This is a genomic window from Roseomonas sp. BN140053 (assembly GCF_047690175.1).
Taxonomy (GTDB): domain Bacteria; phylum Pseudomonadota; class Alphaproteobacteria; order Acetobacterales; family Acetobacteraceae; genus Roseomonas.
The window spans coordinates 17,179-35,719 of record NZ_JBLLEB010000005.1; the positions used below are offsets into that span (position 1 = coordinate 17,179).

At 75.7% G+C, this 18,541-nt stretch carries 19 protein-coding genes; 12 read left to right on the plus strand and 7 right to left on the minus strand.

What is annotated here, in order from left to right; translation table 11 throughout:
* Positions 1-94 precede the first annotated feature (94 nt).
* The 7 genes from ACLIBK_RS06830 to ACLIBK_RS06860 all read left to right on the plus strand — a co-directional run bounded on the left by ACLIBK_RS06830 (position 95) and on the right by ACLIBK_RS06860 (position 6,465).
* On the plus strand, positions 95-472 hold the full coding sequence (locus tag ACLIBK_RS06830) for a nuclear transport factor 2 family protein (RefSeq protein WP_415386488.1): 378 nt from the start codon (positions 95-97) through the stop codon (positions 470-472).
* 171 nt (positions 473-643) lie between these two features.
* On the plus strand, positions 644-1,960 hold the full coding sequence (locus ACLIBK_RS06835; protein WP_415386489.1) for a flavin monoamine oxidase family protein: 1,317 nt from the start codon (positions 644-646) through the stop codon (positions 1,958-1,960).
* On the plus strand, positions 1,957-3,099 hold the full coding sequence (locus ACLIBK_RS06840) for an ABC transporter permease (protein WP_415386490.1): 1,143 nt from the start codon (positions 1,957-1,959) through the stop codon (positions 3,097-3,099). Before ACLIBK_RS06835 ends, ACLIBK_RS06840 begins: the two co-directional genes overlap by 4 nt.
* 149 nt (positions 3,100-3,248) lie before the next feature.
* Positions 3,249-3,962 carry an ABC transporter ATP-binding protein gene (locus ACLIBK_RS06845; protein ID WP_415386711.1) on the plus strand — a complete coding sequence of 238 codons (714 nt, stop codon included), beginning with the start codon at positions 3,249-3,251 and terminating at the stop codon, positions 3,960-3,962.
* The gene (locus ACLIBK_RS06850; protein WP_415386491.1) at positions 3,962-5,008 is read left to right on the plus strand and encodes an MlaD family protein; all 1,047 of its coding nucleotides are present in this window, start codon (positions 3,962-3,964) and stop codon (positions 5,006-5,008) included. Before ACLIBK_RS06845 ends, ACLIBK_RS06850 begins: the two co-directional genes overlap by 1 nt.
* The gene (locus tag ACLIBK_RS06855; RefSeq protein WP_415386492.1) at positions 5,005-5,658 is read left to right on the plus strand and encodes a hypothetical protein; all 654 of its coding nucleotides are present in this window, start codon (positions 5,005-5,007) and stop codon (positions 5,656-5,658) included. The genes ACLIBK_RS06850 and ACLIBK_RS06855 overlap by 4 nt, the downstream gene beginning before the upstream one ends.
* A gap of 192 nt (positions 5,659-5,850) precedes the next feature.
* Positions 5,851-6,465, plus strand: a complete 615-nt coding sequence (locus ACLIBK_RS06860) for a hypothetical protein (protein WP_415386493.1) — start codon at positions 5,851-5,853, stop codon at positions 6,463-6,465.
* 38 nt (positions 6,466-6,503) lie between these two features.
* On the opposite strand, the gene ACLIBK_RS06865 is transcribed toward ACLIBK_RS06860, so the two are convergent.
* The 7 genes from ACLIBK_RS06865 to ACLIBK_RS06895 form a co-directional block, all read right to left on the minus strand.
* The gene (locus ACLIBK_RS06865; RefSeq protein WP_415386494.1) at positions 6,504-6,668 is read right to left on the minus strand and encodes a hypothetical protein; all 165 of its coding nucleotides are present in this window, start codon (positions 6,666-6,668) and stop codon (positions 6,504-6,506) included.
* 96 nt (positions 6,669-6,764) lie between these two features.
* Positions 6,765-7,427: a hypothetical protein gene (locus tag ACLIBK_RS06870; RefSeq protein ID WP_415386495.1), complete on the minus strand. Its 663-nt coding sequence runs from the start codon at positions 7,425-7,427 to the stop codon at positions 6,765-6,767.
* 167 nt (positions 7,428-7,594) lie between these two features.
* Positions 7,595-7,984 carry a hypothetical protein gene (locus tag ACLIBK_RS06875; RefSeq protein WP_415386496.1) on the minus strand — a complete coding sequence of 130 codons (390 nt, stop codon included), beginning with the start codon at positions 7,982-7,984 and terminating at the stop codon, positions 7,595-7,597.
* 133 nt (positions 7,985-8,117) lie between these two features.
* Complete coding sequence (locus ACLIBK_RS06880; protein ID WP_415386497.1) at positions 8,118-10,268, minus strand: hypothetical protein; 2,151 nt, start codon at positions 10,266-10,268, stop codon at positions 8,118-8,120.
* Positions 10,269-10,290: 22 nt separating this feature from the next.
* The gene (locus tag ACLIBK_RS06885) at positions 10,291-13,053 is read right to left on the minus strand and encodes a DUF4159 domain-containing protein (protein WP_415386498.1); all 2,763 of its coding nucleotides are present in this window, start codon (positions 13,051-13,053) and stop codon (positions 10,291-10,293) included.
* The gene (locus ACLIBK_RS06890; protein ID WP_415386499.1) at positions 13,050-14,018 is read right to left on the minus strand and encodes a DUF58 domain-containing protein; all 969 of its coding nucleotides are present in this window, start codon (positions 14,016-14,018) and stop codon (positions 13,050-13,052) included. The genes ACLIBK_RS06885 and ACLIBK_RS06890 overlap by 4 nt, the downstream gene beginning before the upstream one ends.
* Positions 14,011-15,036, minus strand: a complete 1,026-nt coding sequence (locus ACLIBK_RS06895; RefSeq protein WP_415386500.1) for an AAA family ATPase — start codon at positions 15,034-15,036, stop codon at positions 14,011-14,013. Before ACLIBK_RS06895 ends, ACLIBK_RS06890 begins: the two co-directional genes overlap by 8 nt.
* A 94-nt stretch (positions 15,037-15,130) precedes the next feature.
* Here ACLIBK_RS06895 and ACLIBK_RS06900 point away from each other — a divergent pair, with 94 nt between their 5' ends.
* The 5 genes from ACLIBK_RS06900 (at position 15,131) to ACLIBK_RS06920 (ending at position 18,517) form a co-directional block, all read left to right on the plus strand.
* Positions 15,131-15,760: a DUF1285 domain-containing protein gene (locus ACLIBK_RS06900; protein WP_415386712.1), complete on the plus strand. Its 630-nt coding sequence runs from the start codon at positions 15,131-15,133 to the stop codon at positions 15,758-15,760.
* Positions 15,757-16,437 carry a CoA pyrophosphatase gene (locus tag ACLIBK_RS06905; protein WP_415386501.1) on the plus strand — a complete coding sequence of 227 codons (681 nt, stop codon included), beginning with the start codon at positions 15,757-15,759 and terminating at the stop codon, positions 16,435-16,437. The genes ACLIBK_RS06900 and ACLIBK_RS06905 overlap by 4 nt, the downstream gene beginning before the upstream one ends.
* A complete protein-coding gene (locus ACLIBK_RS06910) occupies positions 16,425-16,679 on the plus strand; it encodes a hypothetical protein (protein ID WP_415386502.1) in 255 nt (84 codons plus the stop codon). Before ACLIBK_RS06905 ends, ACLIBK_RS06910 begins: the two co-directional genes overlap by 13 nt.
* 158 nt (positions 16,680-16,837) lie before the next feature.
* A complete protein-coding gene (locus tag ACLIBK_RS06915) occupies positions 16,838-18,070 on the plus strand; it encodes a CCA tRNA nucleotidyltransferase (protein WP_415386713.1) in 1,233 nt (410 codons plus the stop codon).
* A gap of 33 nt (positions 18,071-18,103) precedes the next feature.
* Positions 18,104-18,517 carry a DoxX family protein gene (locus tag ACLIBK_RS06920; protein ID WP_415386503.1) on the plus strand — a complete coding sequence of 138 codons (414 nt, stop codon included), beginning with the start codon at positions 18,104-18,106 and terminating at the stop codon, positions 18,515-18,517.
* Positions 18,518-18,541 lie beyond the last annotated feature (24 nt).

Below are 18,541 nucleotides of genomic sequence, written 5' to 3' on the forward strand. Positions count from 1 at the left end.
TTCCCGCCGCCTGAGCCCAGCCCCCAACAGGTACGGTTTCCAGCCCCCGCGACACCCGTCGCGGGGGTTTTTTATTCGGAGAAACGGAACAGCCATGAACGCCATCACCGGGGCCGCCCTTGCCGTGCAAGGGCAGCTCGACGCCTACAACGCCCGCGACATCGATGGCTTCATGCGGTGGTGGGCTGAGGATTGCCGGTACTACGAGTTCCCCTCGCGCCTGCTGGCCGAGGGCGCGGCGGCGGTGCGTGCGCGCCACGAGGAACGCTTCCGCGAGCCGGACCTGTTCGGCCGCCTGCGCAACCGCATCACGCTGGGCAACCTCGTGGTGGACGAGGAAACCGTGACGCGGAACTTCCCGGAAGGGCCGGGGGAGGTGGATGTGGTGGCCATCTACGAGGTGGAGGATGGCCGGATCGCGCGTGCCTGGTTCCGCATGGGGCCGCCGCGGCTGCACGACGCGACGGCGTAACGGGGCGGGCGGTGATGCGGCGGACCGGACCGGCGGTGGAGGCGATCGGCGCCGCGGCCTGGTGCAGAGCCCTGCGGTGCCCGGTCCCTGGGGCGGGCCGTGCCGGGTCCCGGGACCCGCGGCGAGCGGGGTGCTGACACCGGCGCGACGCGACGCCACCTGAAGGGGCGCATGTCTTCCCCACCCGACCTCCTGATCCTCGGTGCCGGTGCCGCCGGCATCGCCGCGGCGCGCGAGGCCGCGGCGCGCGGCCTGTCCTGCCTCGTGCTGGAAGCACGCGGTCGCGCCGGCGGCCGGGCGGCCACGGACAACGCCACCCTGGGCGCGCCCTTCGACCTCGGCGCCACCTGGCTGCATCAGGCGAACAGCAACCCGCTGGTGCCGCTGGCACGGGAAGCGGGCTTCCGGCTGCTGAACCACGATGAGCACCGCGCCCACCGGCTACGGGTCGGGGATCGCTGGGCCGGCCCGGCGGAAGAAGCGGCGTTCGACGCCGCCTATGACCGCTGGCTGGCGGCGGTGCGGGATGCGCCGGCCGAGCCCGACCGGCCGGTGGCGGCGGTGGCGCCGCGCGGCGGGTACTGGGACGCCAGCATCGCCGCCTGGGAAGGCCCCACCATCGCGGCGACGGAGCTGCACCGGATCGGGGTGGCGGATTTCCTGAGCAACCAGCTCGACCCGCCCAACCTGCTGCCCGAGGCCGGCTGCGGCACGCTGCTGGCGGCCCTGGCGGCGCCGCTGCCGATCCGGCTGGGCTGCCCGGTGGAGAAGCTGGAATGGGGTGCCGCCGGCGGCGTGCGCGCCAGCGGCGCCTGGGGCAGCGTGTCGGCGCGGGCGGCGGTGGTCACCCTGCCCGTGGGGGTACTGGCGGCGGGCGGGCTGCGCTTCGACCCGCCGCTGCCCGTCCCCGTTCAGGAGGCGATCGGCGGCCTGCCGATGGGGTTGCTGCTCAAGCTCGGGCTGCGCGCGGCGGGCGAGGACCGGCTGGACCTGCCGCCCTTCTGCGGCCTGGACCGCCGGGTAGAAGAAGGCGAGCGGCGCATGGCGTTCATCGCCTGGCCCTTCGGCCGCGACCACCTGGAAGGCTTCGCGGGCGGCGAGCTGGCCTGGGAGCTGGAGCGGGCCGGGGAGGGCGCGGCCGTGGCGCATGCCCTGGACGAGCTGACCGGGCTGTTCGGCAGCCGGGCGCGCCGCGCGGTGTCGGCAACGGGGGCGGCCGTGAGCCGCTGGGGCAGCGACCCCTTCGCGCGCGGCGCCTACAGCTACGCCCGGCCGGGTGCGGCCGCGGCGCGCCGGGTGCTGGCCGAGCCGCTGTTCGGCGGCCGGCTGGTCTTCGCCGGCGAGCACTGCCATCCCAGCTTGGCCGGCACGCTGGGCGGGGCCTGGGAAACCGGGTTGGCCGCGGCCCGCCATGTCGCGGCGGCGCTGCGCCCCGGGGAGGGGGACGGCGGCAGTGCCGGGGGAAGCTGCTACACCGCCGCCCGATGAGCGCGCGCACAACGGAGTCGCCCGAAGCCCCGGCCCTGGAGAAATCCGGGGACACGCTGCGCTTTTCCGGCGCCCTGGTGACCGCCACCGCCGCGCCCCTGTGGCGCGACGCGCTGCGGGAGGCCGAGGGCGCGCGGGTGCTGGACGTGTCGGGGCTGACGGCGCTGGACACCACCGGCGCCGCCCTGCTGCTGCGCGCCGCCCAGGGGGGCGACCGCCGGGCGGGTGGCGATGCCGCGGGCGAGGCGCCGCCGCGCATCGAGGGTGCCAGCGAGGCGGTGGCCGCGGTGCTGGAGCGTGCCCGCACGGCGCTGAACCAGCCGGCGCCGCGGCGGACCATGCCGCCGCTGCCCTTCGTGACCTCACTGGGGGCCTGGGGGGTGGGGCGCTGGAAGGCGCTGCTGGTGGCGATCGGCTTCCTGGGGGAGGCCGCGGCCACGCTGGTCAACGCCGTCCGCCGCCCGCGCGACCTGCGCTTCGGGGAGCTGCTGCGCCACCTGGACGAGGTCGGCACCCGGTCCTTTCCGCTGGTGCTGCTGCTGGGCGTGCTGATCGGGCTGATCCTGGCCTTCCAGTCTTCCGTGCCGATGCGGCAGTTCGGGGCGGAAATCTTCATCCCCCGGCTGGTAGGGATTTCCCTGCTGCGGGAGCTGGGGCCGCTGCTGGCCGGGGTGATCCTGGCCGGGCGCACCGGCTCCGCCTTCGCCGCGGAGCTCGGCACCATGACGGTGAACGAGGAGATCGACGCGCTGCGCATCATGGGCATCGACCCGATGGTGCTGCTGGTGCTGCCGCGGCTGCTGGCGGCGACCCTGGCGATGCCGGTCATGGCGCTGCTGATGGACCTGGCGGGGCTGCTGGGCATGACGGGGGTGATGATGAGCCTGGGCTACCCCGCGGTGCTGGTGCGGACGCAGCTGCTGTCCGGCGTCGGGCTGGGCGACCTTTGGCAGGGGCTGGTCAAGGCGGCGGTGTTCGGTTTGGTGATCGCCGGCATCGGCTGCCGCGCCGGCTTGGCCGCCGGGCGCGGCCCGCGCGCGGTGGGGGATGCCGCGACCTCGGCGGTGGTGGGGGGCATCGTGGCCATCGTGGTGCTGGACGGGCTCTTCGCCGTGATCTTCTACCGGCTGGGGATCTGAGCGCCGTGGCCCCGCGGGATGCCCTGGCGCCGGATGGCGCGGCGGCGGATGCGCCCGGCGCGCGGGCCGCGAGCGCGCCGGTGGGTCCGGCGCCCGTCGCGCAGCCCGGACCGGACGCGCCGGAGGTGATCCAGGTCGAAGGGCTGACGATGCGCTTCGGCCTGAACATGCTGTTCCAAGATGTGTCCTTCGCCGTGCGGCGGGGCGAGGTCTTCGTGATCCTGGGCGGTTCCGGCTGCGGCAAGTCCACCCTGCTCAAGCTGATGATCGGCCTGCACGAGCCCACGGAAGGCCGCATCGCCATTCTCGGGCAGGAGCTGCGCTCGGCCGAGGGCGCCGCGCGGCGCGCCATGCTGCAGCGCCTGGGGGTGATGTGGCAGTCCGGCGCGCTGTTCGGCTCCATGACCCTGCTGGAGAACGTGATGCTGCCGCTGGAAGCCCATACCCGCCTGCCGCCGGAGGCGCGGGACGCGGTGGCGCGGCTCAAGCTCGGGCTGGTGGGGCTGGCCGATGCGGCCGACCGGCTGCCGGCGGAAATTTCGGGCGGCATGGCCAAGCGGGCGGGGATTGCCCGCGCCATGGCGCTGGACCCGCCGGTGCTGTTTCTCGACGAGCCCTCCGCCGGGCTCGACCCCATCACTTCGGCCGGACTGGACCAGCTCATCACCGACCTCGCCCGCGACCTCGGCACCACCTTCGTGGTGGTGACGCACGAGCTGCAATCCATCCTGGCGATCGGCGACCGCTGCATCATGCTGGACAAGGCGGCCAAGGGCATCATCGCCGCCGGCGACCCCCGCGCGCTGCGCGACCACCCGCCCAATGACACGGTGCGGCACTTCTTCCGGCGGGAGGCCGCCTGATGTCCGGCAGCGGGCGTTCCGGGCGCAGGCTCTACCTGCGGGTCGGGCTGCTGATCCTGGCCGGGATCGCGCTGGCCGCGGGCTTCGTGCTGTTCTTCACCGCCAACCGGCTGAACAACGACGCCGTGGTGTTCGAAACCTACACGCGCGAGAGCGTGCAGGGGCTGGAGGTCGGCGCCCCCGTCCGCTATCGCGGCGTGGCGCTGGGCCGGGTCACGGAGATTACCCTGGCCAATTCCGCTTATCGCCGGCCGGAGGGCACGCCCTTCGAGGGCGCCTTCCAGCTGGTGGTGGTGCGCTTCGCCATCGATGCCGCCCGTCTCGGCACCGCCACCCCCGACCCGCAGCGCGCGGTGGATGCCGGCTTGCGCGCCCGGCTGACCAGCCAGGGGCTGACGGGGGTGGTGTATATCGAGCTGGACTTCGTGGACACCGAGCGCTTCCCCGCCGAGACACCGCCCTGGCAGCCGCAGCACGTGGTGATCCCCTCCATCCCCTCCACCGTGGCGCAGGTGCAGGACGCGGCCGAAACGCTGCTGGCGCGGGTGCAGAACATCCCCGTGGAGGCCATCGTGGCCGACCTCGCCGCCATCCTGTCCGACCTGCGGGCGCAGACCCATGACGGCGACCTCCGGCAGGCGATCGGCGACAGCGCCGCGCTGGTGCGCTCGCTGCGCGACAGCGCCCAGGCGGCGGACCTGCCGGGGCTGGTGCGCGACCTGCGCGGCGCGGTGGCCGAGCTGCGCGGCGTGGCCGGCGGGCCGGAGCTGCGCGCCACGCTGCGCGCCGCGCGCGACGCGGCGGAACAGCTGCGGGTGACGGCGCAGCGCCTGCCCAACACCGTGGGCGCCATCGACCAGACCGCCCGTGCCACCCGGGGAGCCGTGAACGACGTGAATGCCGACCTGGCGCCGATCCTGCGCGACCTGCGTGCCACCGCCGCCAACCTGCGCGACACCACCGACCTGATCCGGCGCGCGCCGTCCCAGGCCATCCTGGGCGCGCCGCCGCCGGCGCCGCCCTATGCCACGGAGCGGCGGCGGTGAGCGCGCCGGTGCCGGTGCCCGGCCGGGTGGCGGGGGTGCTCGCCGGCCGGCGGGCTGCCCTGGGGGTGCTGCTGTTGCCGGTGCTGGCCGCCTGCTCGGCCTTCCAGACGCCCTTCGTGGAGCCCAAGCGCTTTCCGCTGCTGCCGGTCCGGCAGGGGCCGCCGCTGGCGGGCTACGGCCGGCGGACGCTGCTGGTGCGGCTGGCCCGCGCGGCGCCGGGGCAGGAAGGGCGGCTGCTGCGCTCGCGCAATCCGGACGGCACGGAGAGCGTGGAATACTACGCCGAATGGACCGCGCCCCCCGCCGAGGCAATGGAGGACGCGCTGCGTCGCTGGCTGCTGGCCTCGGGCCTCTACGCCGGCGTGGTCGCGCCGGGCACCCACGCCACCCCCGACTTCACCGTGGAGGTGGAACTGTCCGAGCTCCACGTCGATCTCGGCCGCAGCGAGGCGCGGGCGGCGCTGGCGGCGGTGCTGCTGCGGGAAACCACGCTGGCCACCCGGGTGCTGGCGCAGTCCGTCCATGTCGGCACCAGCCCAGTGCCGCCCGCGCGCCCCGTGCCGCCGGAGGTGCAGGCCCGTGCCATGGTGGAAGCCCTAGGGAATGCGCTGAGCGGGCTGGAACTGGTGCTGGCGCGCCACGCGCTCTGATCCCGCGCGGCTTGAGGGGTCGGGAGGGCAGCTCCCCTTAGGGAACTGGGTGACGGTCTGCGCACCGGGCGAGGGCCATGCGGGTCCGGCCGGGCTTCAGGATTTGTTAACCCTCATGACGGGAAGTTTCGGCCGTGCTACGCAACCAGAACGGGAGCTACACGTAACCTCGGTGGGTCGGGGTCGAGGGTCATGGCGCAGTTTGCCGGTGCGGATGATTGGGACGGCGTCTGGGACGAGTACGACCTGCGGCAGCGGGTCGTGCCGGCCGCTGCCGTTGTTATCCGCTTGCCCGGCCAGGATGCGGTCGGCCGTGGGACGGCGCGGCCACGGGTGAACCGGTTTTCCGTGCTGCTGGCCCTGCTGGTGGTGTCGGGCGCCGCGGTCTGGCTGGGGTCGCCCTGGCTGATTGCGTTCCGCATCGCCCCGGTGGTGGACGGCGGCAACCCCCGGGAGATGATGCCCTATCTCGACTTGGCGGCGTTGCGGCGCAGTGCGGCGGCGGAGTTGCGGCCGGCCGGCCCGCGCGACAACCCGCCCGGGACGGAATCCTGGCTGAACGGCATGGCCGCGGAGATGGCGGCGGCCTGGGGTGAGCCGGAAGCGGTGGCGGCTTGGCTGCGGCTGCGGGCCCGCCCCAACATCGCCCCGCGCGACGGGGCGGTGCCCGGCCTGGGCCGGTTGCGCGCCGCCCAGCGCAACGGGATTACCGCCGCTCGGCTGGACTACGAGGGCGGAGTCGGGCTGGAGGTGAGCTGGTCCGGCGGCGACGTGCGGGTGGTCGGCGTCCGCTTCGGCGACCGTTAGGGGCGCACGGCGCGGGACGCACCTGGAGCGGTGCGCCGTCAGCCCTGGAGGGGCCGACGCGGCTTGCGCTTCGGGAGCTTGGGCAGGGCGACGCGCAGGAGGCGGCCTTTCTGCCGGCCCGCCTCGGCCATGACCTGGCCGCGCCACCAGCCCATGGCGCGATGCGCCGCACTCATCCACAGGCTCGTGGGACTGCCCTTCATCACCGGCCCTTTCCGCAGTCCGTCCTGCCGGGCCGGGAATTCAACGTCCGGAAAGGCGCCTTGGCACAGGGAGGCGAGGTGAAAAGCCGGAAAGCCTCAGCCGCCGCGGCCGCCGTTGAAGCCCAGGAAGCCCGCATCCGGTCGCGGCGTGCCGCCATCCGCGGAGGAGGCGCGTTCCAGCCCGCGGTTCGGGGCCGAGGCCGCTTCGCGCGTGGCGCGGGTGCGCGCGGCGGGGGCTTCGCGCACCGGGCGCTCCGCCGCTTCGCGCTGCGGGCGCTCGGCGCCGCGCGATGGGCGGCCGCCGGCCTGACGGGCGTTGCGCGGGGCGGGCGGAGGCGGGGCGAATGCGTCCTCCGGCTCGCCCACGGTGCGGGACGCGGCGCGGGCGGACAGCAGGTAGAAGGCGATGTCGTTGCGGCCCTGGTCCACCGCCGCATCCACCGGCGCCAGCCCCAGCGCGTTGCGGGCTTCCAGGTCGGCGCCGCGCGACATGGCCTCGCGCGCCGCGGCCATGTCGCCGCGGTTGATGGCGTCGAACAACGCCGCGTTGGGCGGCATGTTGGCGCTGGGCGTGTCGGAGGGGATGGGCTCGGAGGCAGGCCGGTTGGCCAGGCCCGGCAGCGCGGCCGGCGGCGGCCGGTCGGTGGAGGGGCCCTGCTGCGGCGTCATCGGCCCGCGCGGGCGGCTGTCCAGCTGCGCCTGCGCCGCGAAGGCGGGCAGCAGGAGGAGCGGCACGGCGAGAAGGGTCAGGCGGCGCATGATCGCGCCATCCTAGCGGCGGAACGGTGTCGCGGCCACCCCGAAGGTGCTTCGCGGGGGCCGGAGATGCCTCACGCCGCCTCGGGGGAGGCGGCCGCACCCCGGGCGCATGTCCGGGCCGGACCTGCGGCGTGGTGCCGGCCGCGCGCTGCCCCGCAGAGCCGGGATCAGGCGCAGCCCTGGCCGCGGAAGGTGAAGCTTTCCACCCGGGCGTCGCGCAGCGCGAAGGTGACGTTGCAGCCGACGGCCACGTAGGAGGTGCCAAAGCTGCCGTAGCCCAGGCCGATGCCGCGCGGCCCGTAGAAGCCGCCGCCATAGAAGCCGGTGCCGTAGAAGCCGCCGATCAGCGGGTCGCCGGCCACCGCCACGGTGCGCTGGTTCTGGAATTCCAGGAACTTGCGGCCGCCGGTCTCGTAGGTGCGGACGGGCACGCCGAGTTCGGCGACGAGTTCGGCCTCGGGGCGGCCAACAAAGGTGGCCAGCCGCTGGTCCAGCGTGGGCCCCGGGGCGGCGCAGGCGGCGGCGAGCAGGGGAAGGGCGAGCAGGGCATATCGCATGGCCCTCCCGAGGTGGTCGCGCCGCGGCCATCCGGGAAGGCCGCGCGCGGGCTGTTGATGCCCGGTGCCCCCTGGCACCCCCGGGGGCCCCCTTGGGCGCTGCCCCGGCGCCTCCGGGCGGCGGTGCCCCGCCTCAGGCGCCTTCGCGGCGCCAAGCGATCACGGCGGTGCCGAGCACCAGCACCAGCGCCAGCCAGGGCGGCAGCAGCGGCAGGGCGGACAGGCCAGTGACGGTGTGGTCCTCGTTGCGGCGCAGGCCGATCCAGCCGGGCGCGGCACCGCTGGGCCCGGCACCGCCGCCGGTGCCGCCGCCCTGGGCGTCGCGGCCCGCGGCGACGCGGCGCAGATCGGGCAGCAGCGGCTGCTCGCCCGTGCCCATCCAGCGCACCCCGCCGCCGGAGGCGCGCAGCAGCGGCTGCACCGGGCCGGGATCGGCGCGCAGGTCGGCGATCTCGGCGGGGTTGGGCGCGGCGGCGGCGGCGAAGGCGGTGCGGCGGCCGTCGCTGGCCTGCCAAACGCCCGCGGCGGTGGCGGGCAGCTCCACCACGGAACGGCCGCCGCCGGCGACCCGTGGGGCGTGGCGGGACACGGTGCCGTCGGGGGCGGTGACGGTGATCTCGGGCGCCGGGGCGGCGTCCACGCTGCGGCGGGTGACGGTCAGCGTGCCGTCGGCCACGGCGGCGGTGAGGTCCTCCTCCTCCAGCTCCGGCTCGCGCATCAACCAGTGGGCGATGCGGCGCAGCAGCTCGGCCTGCGGGCCGCCGCCGTCGTGGCCGCGGGCCCAGAGCCAGATGTGGTCGCTCAGCAGCAGGGCGACGCGGCCTTCGCCGACGCGGTCCAGCAGCAGCAGCGGGGCGCCGTCGGCTTCCATCGCCACCGTGCCGCCGCGCGGGTCGGCGCGCAGGTGGCGGTACCAGCGGCCCCAGGAGGGTTGCGCGTCCGGAGCGGCGACCGCGCCGGCCGGCGGGGCGGGGTTGGCGCCGGGCAGCCCTTCGGTGACGGGATGGCGCTGGCCGGCCTCGCTGACCCGGGCGCGGAAGGGGCCTTCCGCCACGGCGCCGGCGCCGGGCAGCGGGCGGGCGGGCAGCACCTGGCCCAAGGCGGTGGCGGCCAGGCTGGCGGGGCCGCTGAACTCCGGCCCGGCCGACATCAGCAGGGCGCCGCCGTTGCGGACGTATTCGGCGATGTTGCGCAGGTACTGCGGCGGCAGGATGCCGCGGTTGGAGAAGCGGTCGAAGACGATCAGGTCGAAGTCGCGCAGCTTCTGCTGGAACAGTTCGCGCACCGGAAAGGCGATCAGCGCCAGCTCGTTCAGCGGCGTCAGGTCGTCCTTCTCCGGCGGGCGCAGGATGGTGAAGTGCACGAGGTCGACGTTGGGGTCGGCCTTGAGCAGCCGGCGCCAGGTGCGCTCGCCGGCATGGGGTTCGCCGGACACCAGCAGGACGCGCAGCCGGTCGCGCACGGCGTGTACGGTGACCACGGCACGGTTGTTCAGGGTGGAGACTTCGCCGGGGCGTTCCTCGGCGGCGACCTCCACCACCGTGTTGCCGCCGCGCTCGATGGGCACGCTAATGCGGTGCTCGCGGCCGAGGGGGACGCTCTCCACGCGCGGGGCGCCGCCGTCGCGGCGGATGCTCAGGCGCACGGCGCCGTTGCTGCCCGACGGGGCGCCGAGATCCTCCACCGCCACGCGCAGCTCCACGGAACGGCCGACGATGCCGAAGCCGGGGGCCTCGATCACCCGGAGGCGGCGGTCCACCTCGCCGGGGCGGCCGGGGAGCAGGACGTGGAAGGGCGCGTCCAGGCCGGGCTCGGCGGGGATGTCGTGCGCCTGGCCGTCGGTCAGGGCGATCACACCGGCCAGCCGGGCGCGGGGGATCTCGGCCAGGGCGCGTTCCAGCGCGGCGTTGAGGCGGGTGCCGCGGTTGCCGCCTTCCTCGGCCGTGGCGGTGCGCAGCTCCAGCTCGGGCAGGCGGGCGGCGCGGGCTTCCAGGGCGACGCGGGCGGCCTCGATCTGCGCGGCGCGGGGGCCGAGCCGGGCGCTGTCGGAGCGGTCCACCAGCAGCAGGGCGATGTCGGGGCGGGTTTCCCGGCTTTCCTCCACCAGCCGCGGGTTGGCCAGGGCGCCGAGCACCAGGGCGAAGGCCAGGGCGCGCCACCAGGCGCCGCGCGCCCGGCGCAGCAGGGCGAGGCCGAGGGCAAGGAGGGCCAGCACCGCCAGGATGGCCAGCAGCCAGACGGGCAGGATCGGGGCGAAGTCGATGCTGGACAGGGTGCGGGTCACGCGCCGAAAACTCCCGCCGGGGTCAATTGCCCAGCCGTTCCAGGATGGCCGGCACGTGGACCTGGTCGCCCTTGTAGTTGCCGGTCAGCGCGTAGATCACGAGGTTGACGCCGAAGCGGTAGGCCAGCGTCCGCTGCCGCGCCCCGCCCGGCACCACGGCGTGGGGATTGTTGCCGCGCGCGTCCACCGCCCAGGCCGAGGCCCAGTCGTGGCCGCCGATGATCACGGGGGAGACGCTGTCATTGGCCCGGTCCTCGTCGCGCGCCGCCCAGACCGTGCCGCCGGCCCAGCGGCCGGGCAGGTCGGGGAGGAGGTAGAAGGAGCGCTTCAGGACGTGGTCCTCGGGGATCGGGGCCAGGGGCGGAATGGCGAGGTCGCGCGTCACCCGCCGCAGGGCGGCGGCGGCACCGGGGGAGGTGCCCTCGCCGGAGCCTTCGTCGCGGGTGTCGAACAGGATGATGCCGCCGTTGCGCATGAAGGCGTTCATGGCTTCCGAGGCCTGCGGGCTCAGCGCCGGGGCGTCGGGCAGCACCACCCAGTAGAGCAGGGGAAAGAAGCTCAGGTCGTCCGTGCCGGGCTGCACCGCCAGCGGATCGGCCAGGGCGGTGGCAGTGCGGCGGTTGACGTAGTCCGACAGCCCCACCAGCCCGGCGCGGGCGGTGTCGTCCGCCTGGGCGTCGCCGGTAACCACGTAGGCGAGGCGGGTGGCCAGGGCGGGGGAGTCCTCCGCCGGGGCGCCGCGGCTGCCGGCGCGGGGGCCGCCCTGCGCCCAGCCCGCGGCGGGGGCGAGCAGCAGGGCCAGGATCGCCGCGCCGGCCACGGCGCGCGCCGGCCGCAGCAGGCCGCGCTGCCACAGGGAGGCCATCAGGTCGGCGGCCAGCAGGATCAGCGCCGCGGCCAGCAGCCAGGGTCCGAGGTCGCGCTCCGCCGGCACGCCGCCGAGGCTTTCCAACCGCGCCCCGGCCGGCGGCGCCCCGAGGAGGGTGGGCGGCGGCAGGGAGGCGGACAGGTTCAGGGCGCGGCGCTCGCCGCCCTCGCCGGGGACGCCGTACCAGCCGGGCGGGTGGCGCGGGCCGGGGGCGGTGTCGGCGAAGCGGTCGGCGGGAATGCCGGTGGCGGCGGGCGACGGGGCGCCGAGGCGGCCGAAGGCGTCCAGCGTCTCGATCGGGCCCAGGGTGACGCCGTTCTCCGACCCCGCCACCCCGGCGGAAAGTGAGACGAGGCGGCGCAGCATGTCCACGAACAGGCCGGAAAGCGGCAGGTCGGACCAGTCGGCGTTGGCGGTGACGTGCATCAGCACGATCCGCCCGGCGCCGCGGCCGAGGCCGGTGACCAGCGGCGTGCCGTCGGCCAGCGTCGCCCAGGTGCGCTCGGCCAGGCGCGGCGCGGGCTCGGCCAGGACCTGGGTGCTCACGGTGACCTCCGGCGGCACGGGCAGGCCGGCAAAGGGCGAGGTGTCGGCGAAGGGGGCGAGGTGCTGCGGCTGTTCCCAGCTCAGCGAACCGCCGAGCTGCCGTTCCCCGGCGCGCAGGGTCACGGGCAGCAGCGGGTCGGGGTGCTCGGCGGTGCGGGGGCCGGCGAAGCGCAGCAGCAGGCCGCCTTCCTCCACGAAGCGGGTGACGGCCTGGACCTCGCGCGCGTCGGTCAGGGGGCGGTCGGCCAGCACCAGCACGGCCAGCTTGCGCGACAGCAGCGTGTCCAGCGCGCCGCGGCGCACCTCCGCGAAGGGGGAAAGCGCGCGGTCGAGGTAGTAGAGCGCGCCGGTCAGCGGGATGTCGGCCGCGTCCTCCTGCCCGGCCAGCAGGCCGACGGGGCGGCGGCGGAAGCGCTCGTCCAGCAGCACCGTGCCGGCGGCGCCGGCGGACAGTCCGGGGGCGTCCTCCAGGTCCAGGCGGATCAGTTGCTCGCGGATCTCCAGCGGCAGTTCCAGGGAAGCTTCGGCCGTCGCGGCCCCGGCCGGCACCGGCACGGCGAGGCGGGCGAGGGTGCGGCCATCGGCGGTGCGCGCCAGCACGGCCGCCTGCGTGGCCGTGGGGGCCGGGGTTTGCCGCAGCGTCAGCACGAGGCGGTCCGCTTCCGCGCGCGGCGGCGGCAGCACGCGCAGGGGATGGGCGGCATCGCGTCGCGCCACCGTCAGTGGGCCCATCGCGGCCAGGGCGGTGGCCAGCGGGTCGGCCGCCTCGGCACCGTGGGTCAGACCGTCGGAGACCAGCAGGGAGGCGGCGCGGTTGCCGTGCGCCCGCTGCCAGTCCGGCAGGGCGGCGGCGGCGGCGGCGCGGTCGGGCGACCAGGGCTTCGGGCGCATCGCGGCGAGGCGGGCGCGCGCTTCTTCCGCCGGCAGGGGCGGGGTGGGGCGGGGCGGGTCGCCGCGCTCGTCCGCGGCGGTGCCGAGGAGGGCCACGGGGCGGCCCTCGCGCCCGGCGGCGTCCAGCGCGGCGCGGGCGGCAGCGAGGCGGGCGGGCCAATCCGGCGCCGAGGCCCAGCCGTCATCGAGCGCGAGCAGCAGCGGCCCGGCGCCGCCGGCCCCGGCCGCGGCATCCCAGACCGGCCGCGCCAGGCCGAGCACGATCAGCGCCGCGGCGAGGAGGCGCAGCAGCAGCAGCCACAGGGGAGTGCGGGCCGGGGTTTCCTCCACTGCCGGCAGGTCGCGCAGCAGCCGGGCGGGCGGAAAGGACTGCCGCTTGGGCGAGGGCGGGGTGACCCGCAGCAGCCACCACAGGGCGGGCAGGGCGGGCAGCGCCAGCAGCAGCCAGGGCGCGGCGAAGAGCAGCGGGCCCAGGGTCACGCGGCACCCCGCGCCGGGGCGAGGCCCTGCCACAGCGCCAGCAGCGCCGATTGCGGCGGGTGGTCGGTGCGGTGACACAGCAGGCGCCAGCCGGCGGCGGAGGCCACGGCGGCCAAACCGTCGCGATGCGCGGCGAGGCGTTCGGCGTAGAGGGCGCGGACGCCTTCCACCCGCGGCACCAGCGCCGCCTCGCCGCCCGCCAGGGGCTCGAAGCGCACGCGGCCGTTGAAGGGCAGGGTTTCCTCGGCGGGATCGAGCACCTGCACCAGATGGCCGCGCACCCCCTGGGCGGCCAGGGTCGCCACCTCGCGCCGGATTTCCTCCAGCGGGGCGAGGAAGTCGCCGAACAGCACGGCGCGGGCGTGGCGGGGCAGGCGCGGCTCGGCCGGTGGGCCGGCGGCGCGGTTCAGCGCGTCGGCCAGGGGGGCCAGGGCGCCACGGCCGGCATGGGCGCGGCCGTGGCCGAACAGCCGCACCCGCTCGCCGCCGCGCAGCAGCAGGGCGGCGAGCGCCAGCAGGAGGAGGTCGGCGCGGGCCCGCTTGGTGCCGCGCGAGGGGGCACCGGACCAATCCATGCCGGGGCCGGCATCGCGCCACAGGCCCACGGTCTGCGCCGCTTCCCATTCGGTTTCGCGGACAAAGAGGCGGTCGGTCTTGGCGCTCTGGCGCCAGTCGATGCGGCCGGCGCCGTCGCCGGGCAGGTGGGGGCGGAACTGCCAGAAGGCGTCGCCCTGGCCGGAGCGGCGGCGGCCGTGCACGCCCTGCATCACCGTGGCGGCCACGCGCTCGGCGGCCACGGCCAGGGGCGGCAGGGCGCTGGCGGCGGCCTCGGCCCGCGCGGCGGCATCGCGTGGGGACACCGGCGCCGGGGTGCCGCGCGGCGGCCGCGTTCCCGCCGCGCCGGCGGGGGTGGCGTTGGGGGCGGGGCGGGGGGCGGCGGGGTCGGGCAGGGGGCGCTCAGCCAATGCTGTTCTTCAGGGCGGCGATGACCTCGGGCAGGCGGACGCCGTCGGCGCGGGCGGCGAAGCTCAGGGACATGCGGTGCCGCAGCACCGGCTCCGCCAGGGCGGCCACGTCGTCCAGCGAGGGCGACAGGCGCCCGTCCAGCAGGGCGCGGGCGCGGGTGGCCAGCATCAGCGCCTGGGCGGCGCGGGGGCCGGGGCCGTAGGCGAGGTGGCGGCTGACCTCGCTGGCCGCCGCGTCGTCCGGACGGGCGCCGCGCACCAGGCGCAGGATGCTGTCCAGCACCGCCTCGCCGACCGGCAGGCGGCGCACCAGGGCCTGGGCGGCCACCAGCTCGCCGGGGGACAGGACGCGCTGGGCGCGGGCCTCGGCGGCACCGGTGGTGGCCAGCAGCATGGCGCGCTCGGCGGCGGCATCGGGGTAGCCGACCTCGACCTCCAGCAGGAAGCGGTCGAGCTGGGCCTCGGGCAGGGGGTAGGTGCCTTCCTGCTCGATCGGATTCTGGGTGGCCAGGACGTGGAAGGGGGCGGGCAGGTCGATCACCTCGCCGGCAACGGCCACCTTGCGCTCCTGCATGGCCTGCAGCAGGGCGGACTGGGTACGCGGGGAGGCGCGGTTGATCTCGTCGGCCATCAGCAGCTGGCAGAAGATCGGGCCGCGGATGAAGCGGAAGGCGCGCTTGCCGCCCTCGCCCTCTTCCAGCACCTCGGAGCCCAGGATGTCGGCCGGCATCAGGTCGGGGGTGAACTGCACCCGGCGGCTGTCCAGCCCCAGCACCGTGCCCAGGGTTTCCACCAGCTTGGTCTTGCCCAGGCCGGGAACACCCACCAGCAGCACGTGGCCGCCCGAAAGGAGGGAGACCAGCGTCTGCTCCACCACCTCCGCCTGGCCCAGGATCACCCGGCCCACCGCGTCGCGGGCCAGGGACAGCCGCTCGCCCAGCGCCTCGGCCTGGGCGGCCAGAACCGTGGCTTCCTCACCGGCCGGAGAGCGATGCGTGTCGGCTGCCACTTCAACCATACCTTACCCCCTACCTATATGCAGCCTGCCGCCAGGTCCGGTGGCTCGAGATCGGGACCCGGTGGAACACAGTCGTCACGGCATGGATCAGCCTATGACCCTAGCGGCGCGCGAGGAAACAACGAAACCGCTACCGCTGGTAACAGCGGCGGGGGGGACGCGAAGACCCGACTGCGGCGACTTCGCCATGCGGATCGCCCGCGATGGCACCTGGCACTACCAGGGCTCCCCGATCGGGCGGAAGGAACTGGTCTGCCTCTTCGCCAGCGTCCTGAAGCGCGAGCCGGATGGCGGCTACGTGCTGGAAACGCCGGTGGAGCGGGGGCGGATCGTCGTGGACGACGTGCCCTTCGTAGCGGTGGAGCTGTGCTGGCGGCACTGCAACTGCGCCCATGACGGCGGCAAGCAGCAATGCCTGACCTTTCGCACCAACCTGGACGAGGTGGTGACGGCCAACAGCGAGCACCCGATCCGGGTCGAGATCGACCCCGTCACCGGCGAGCCGAGCCCTTACATCCTGGTGCGGCCGGGCCTGGAAGCCCGGATCTGCCGCGCCGTGTTCTACGAGCTGGTGGCCCTGGCCGAGCCTGAAACGCTGGACGGCCGGCAGGTGCTGGGCGTTTGGAGCGAGGGCGTGTTCTTTCCCATCGGCGAGCCCGGTTCGGACGAGGCCGAGGACTGGGACGACGAGGACGAGGACGCCCTGGACAACCCGGGCGCGTGAGCGCGCCCGAGGTCGCGGCTCCCGAGGCGCCCCTCGACACCGATGCAGGCGCGGCCGAGGGGCTGACGGCGGCCGAGGTGTCCCGCCGGCTGCTGGCGGCGCTGGGCCGGCCGGGCGGCACCGGCTTCCTGCCGGCCAGCGAGAGCGACGATGCCGAAGGGATGGAGGACGTGCCGCCCCGCCGGCGCGCCGCCGTGCTGGTGCCGGTGCTGCTGGGCGAGGCGCCGAGCATCCTGCTGACCCTGCGCTCGGCGGCCCTGTCCGCCCATGCCGGGCAGGTGGCGCTGCCGGGCGGCCGCATCGAGGCGGGGGAAACCCCCGAGGCCGCAGCGGTGCGCGAGGCGGCGGAGGAGGTGGGGCTGGACCCGCGCCTGCCGGAAATCGTCGGCCGCCTGCCGGAACACCGCACCGGCACGGGCTTCCACATCACCCCCGTGGTGGCGCTGCTGACCCCGCCCTTCTCGGTGACGCCCGACCCGTCCGAGGTGGCGGAAATCTTCGAGTACCCGATCGACCGCCTGCTGGACCCGACCTTTCCGGAGCGCCGCAGCGGGGTATGGAGCGGGCGGGAACGGCATTACTGGGTCTGGCCGCACGAAACGCAGCTGATCTGGGGCGCCACGGCCGCAATCCTGCGCAATCTCGCCCTGGTGCTGCGGGCGCCGTGCCCGCGCTGATCGACGTGGCGCTGTTTGCCACGCCCTTCGTGCTGTTCTTCCTGTGGCGCTGGCTGCTGCCGGGGGCGCGGCCGCCGCCCCTGCCGGTGATCTGGCTGTGCCTGGCCGGCGTGGTGCTCGCCGCCGCGGCCACGGCGGGCTACGGGCTGTGGCACCGGCTGGGGCGCGACGTCGTCTACGTCCCCGGCGAGCTGCAACCGGATGGCAGCGTGGCCCCGGCGCGGGCGGTGCCGAAAACGTGACCGGGCCTAGCCCAGATCGGGCCGGCGATGCTGTGCCGGGTGCGGCAGCGCCGGATGGCACGGCCCCGCACCCGCACCCGCCGCCCCCGGGCACGGCTGCCCTGGCCCTGCCTGCCCCGACCCTGCCTACCCCGGGCGACGAGGCCCCGCATGGCTGGCTGCGGCCCTTGCCGGACCGTTTGCGCGAGGGCGCCGCGGCCGCGGTGCTGGCCGCGCTGCCCGGCGCCCGCGCCGTGGGCGGCTGCGTGCGCGATGCCCTGGCCGGGCGGCCCATCGCCGACGTGGATGTGGGCGTGCCGCTGCCGCCGGAGGAGAGCTCGGCGCGGTTGCGGCGCGCGGGGCTGCGGGTCTTCGACACCGGCCTGTCGCACGGCACCGTGACGGCGGTGCTGGACCACGATCCGGTGGAGGTCACCAGCCTGCGCCGCGACGTGGCCACGGATGGACGGCACGCCGTGGTGGAATGGACCACTGACTGGCGCGAGGACGCCGCCCGGCGCGACTTCACGGTGAACGCCATGTCCGTGGATGCCGCCGGCAACCTGTGGGACTGGTTCGGCGGGCGCGACGACCTGCGCGCCGGGATCGTGCGCTTCGTGGGCGACCCCGCCACCCGGCTGCGCGAGGACGCGCTGCGGGCGTTGCGCTTCTTCCGCTTCCACGCCCGCTACGGCACCGGGGCGGCGGACCCGGCGGCGGTGGCCGCCATCCGCGGCGCGGTGCCCGATCTCGGGCGGCTTTCGGTCGAACGGGTCTGGAGCGAGATCAAGCGTTTGCTGGCCGCACCGGACCCGGTCGCGGCGGTGGCGCTGATGGCGGAAAGCGGCGTGCTGGGCGCCGTGCTGCCGGAAGCGACGGAACTGGATGGGCTGCGGGCGCTGGTGCGCCTGGGCGCCCCGGCGGAATCGCTGCTGCGGCTGGCCGCGCTGCTGCCCCTGGGCGCCGAGAGTGCGGCGCTGGCGCATCGCCTGCGCCTGTCCAACGAGGAAGCCGGGCGGCTGGCGACCCTGGTGGCCGGCGAGGCGGTGCCGCGCCCGGGTGCCTCGGCCGGGGATGTGGCGGCCTGGCGGCACCGGGCGGGCTTCGCCGCGCCGGGCACGGATGCCGCGCTGGCGCTGTGGCTGGCCGAGGCGCGGGACGGCGCCGACCGTGCGGCGCTGCGGGCGGAGGTGGCGGCGCAACCGCCGCCCCGCTTTCCCCTGGCCGGGCGCGACGCCTTGGCCCTGGGCGTGCGGCCGGGCCCGCGGGTGGGCGCGGTGCTGCGCGCGGTGGAGGAGTGGTGGCTGGCCGGCGGCTGCGTGGCCGGGGCCGAGGCCTGCCGCGCCCGATTGGCCGAGGTGATCGCGGTTATCGGCGCGGCGAATGGAGCCGGCGGGCGCGGAACAGGCTAACCCTTCCGGAAAATTGCCGGAGAATCGCCCCCCATGTTGCCGAACGACACCCTGCTCACGGTTTGGGCGCCACGGATGCTGGCCGTGCTGCGCATCATGACGGCCCTGCTGTTCATCGCGCACGGCTCGCAGAAGCTGCTCGACTTCCCCCCGCTGGGCCGGCCTTTGCCGGAAGCGATGACGCTGTCCTGGTTCGCGGGCGTGCTGGAACTGGTGGGCGGCATCCTGGTGCTGCTCGGCCTGTTCACCCGGCCGGTGGCCTTTATCCTCGCGGGTGAGATGGCCTTCGCCTATTTCATGGGGCACGCACCGCGGAACTTCTTCCCGGTGCTGAATGGCGGCGACGCGGCGATCCTGTTCTGCTTCATCTTCCTGTACTTGTCCGTGGCCGGGCCCGGTGCCTGGGCGCTGGACAACGCCCGCCGCAGCCGCAGCGTCGCGGCCTGAGCTGAGCGTCGCCGGGTTCGTTCG

Excerpts from the sequence above, each read along its gene's own strand:
- ACLIBK_RS06900 (WP_415386712.1), top strand. The coding sequence starts at position 15,131 with ATGACCCTAGCGGCGCGCGAGGAAACAACGAAACCGCTACCGCTGGTA.
- ACLIBK_RS06840 (WP_415386490.1), top strand. The coding sequence starts at position 1,957 with ATGAGCGCGCGCACAACGGAGTCGCCCGAAGCCCCGGCCCTGGAGAAA.
- ACLIBK_RS06870 (WP_415386495.1), bottom strand. The coding sequence starts at position 7,427 with ATGCGCCGCCTGACCCTTCTCGCCGTGCCGCTCCTCCTGCTGCCCGCC.
- ACLIBK_RS06850 (WP_415386491.1), top strand. The coding sequence starts at position 3,962 with ATGTCCGGCAGCGGGCGTTCCGGGCGCAGGCTCTACCTGCGGGTCGGG.
- ACLIBK_RS06895 (WP_415386500.1), bottom strand. The coding sequence starts at position 15,036 with ATGGTTGAAGTGGCAGCCGACACGCATCGCTCTCCGGCCGGTGAGGAA.
- ACLIBK_RS06835 (WP_415386489.1), top strand. The coding sequence starts at position 644 with ATGTCTTCCCCACCCGACCTCCTGATCCTCGGTGCCGGTGCCGCCGGC.
- ACLIBK_RS06830 (WP_415386488.1), top strand. The coding sequence starts at position 95 with ATGAACGCCATCACCGGGGCCGCCCTTGCCGTGCAAGGGCAGCTCGAC.
- ACLIBK_RS06845 (WP_415386711.1), top strand. The coding sequence starts at position 3,249 with ATGCGCTTCGGCCTGAACATGCTGTTCCAAGATGTGTCCTTCGCCGTG.
- ACLIBK_RS06875 (WP_415386496.1), bottom strand. The coding sequence starts at position 7,984 with ATGCGATATGCCCTGCTCGCCCTTCCCCTGCTCGCCGCCGCCTGCGCC.
- ACLIBK_RS06865 (WP_415386494.1), bottom strand. The coding sequence starts at position 6,668 with ATGAAGGGCAGTCCCACGAGCCTGTGGATGAGTGCGGCGCATCGCGCC.
- ACLIBK_RS06860 (WP_415386493.1), top strand. The coding sequence starts at position 5,851 with ATGGCGCAGTTTGCCGGTGCGGATGATTGGGACGGCGTCTGGGACGAG.
- ACLIBK_RS06920 (WP_415386503.1), top strand. The coding sequence starts at position 18,104 with ATGTTGCCGAACGACACCCTGCTCACGGTTTGGGCGCCACGGATGCTG.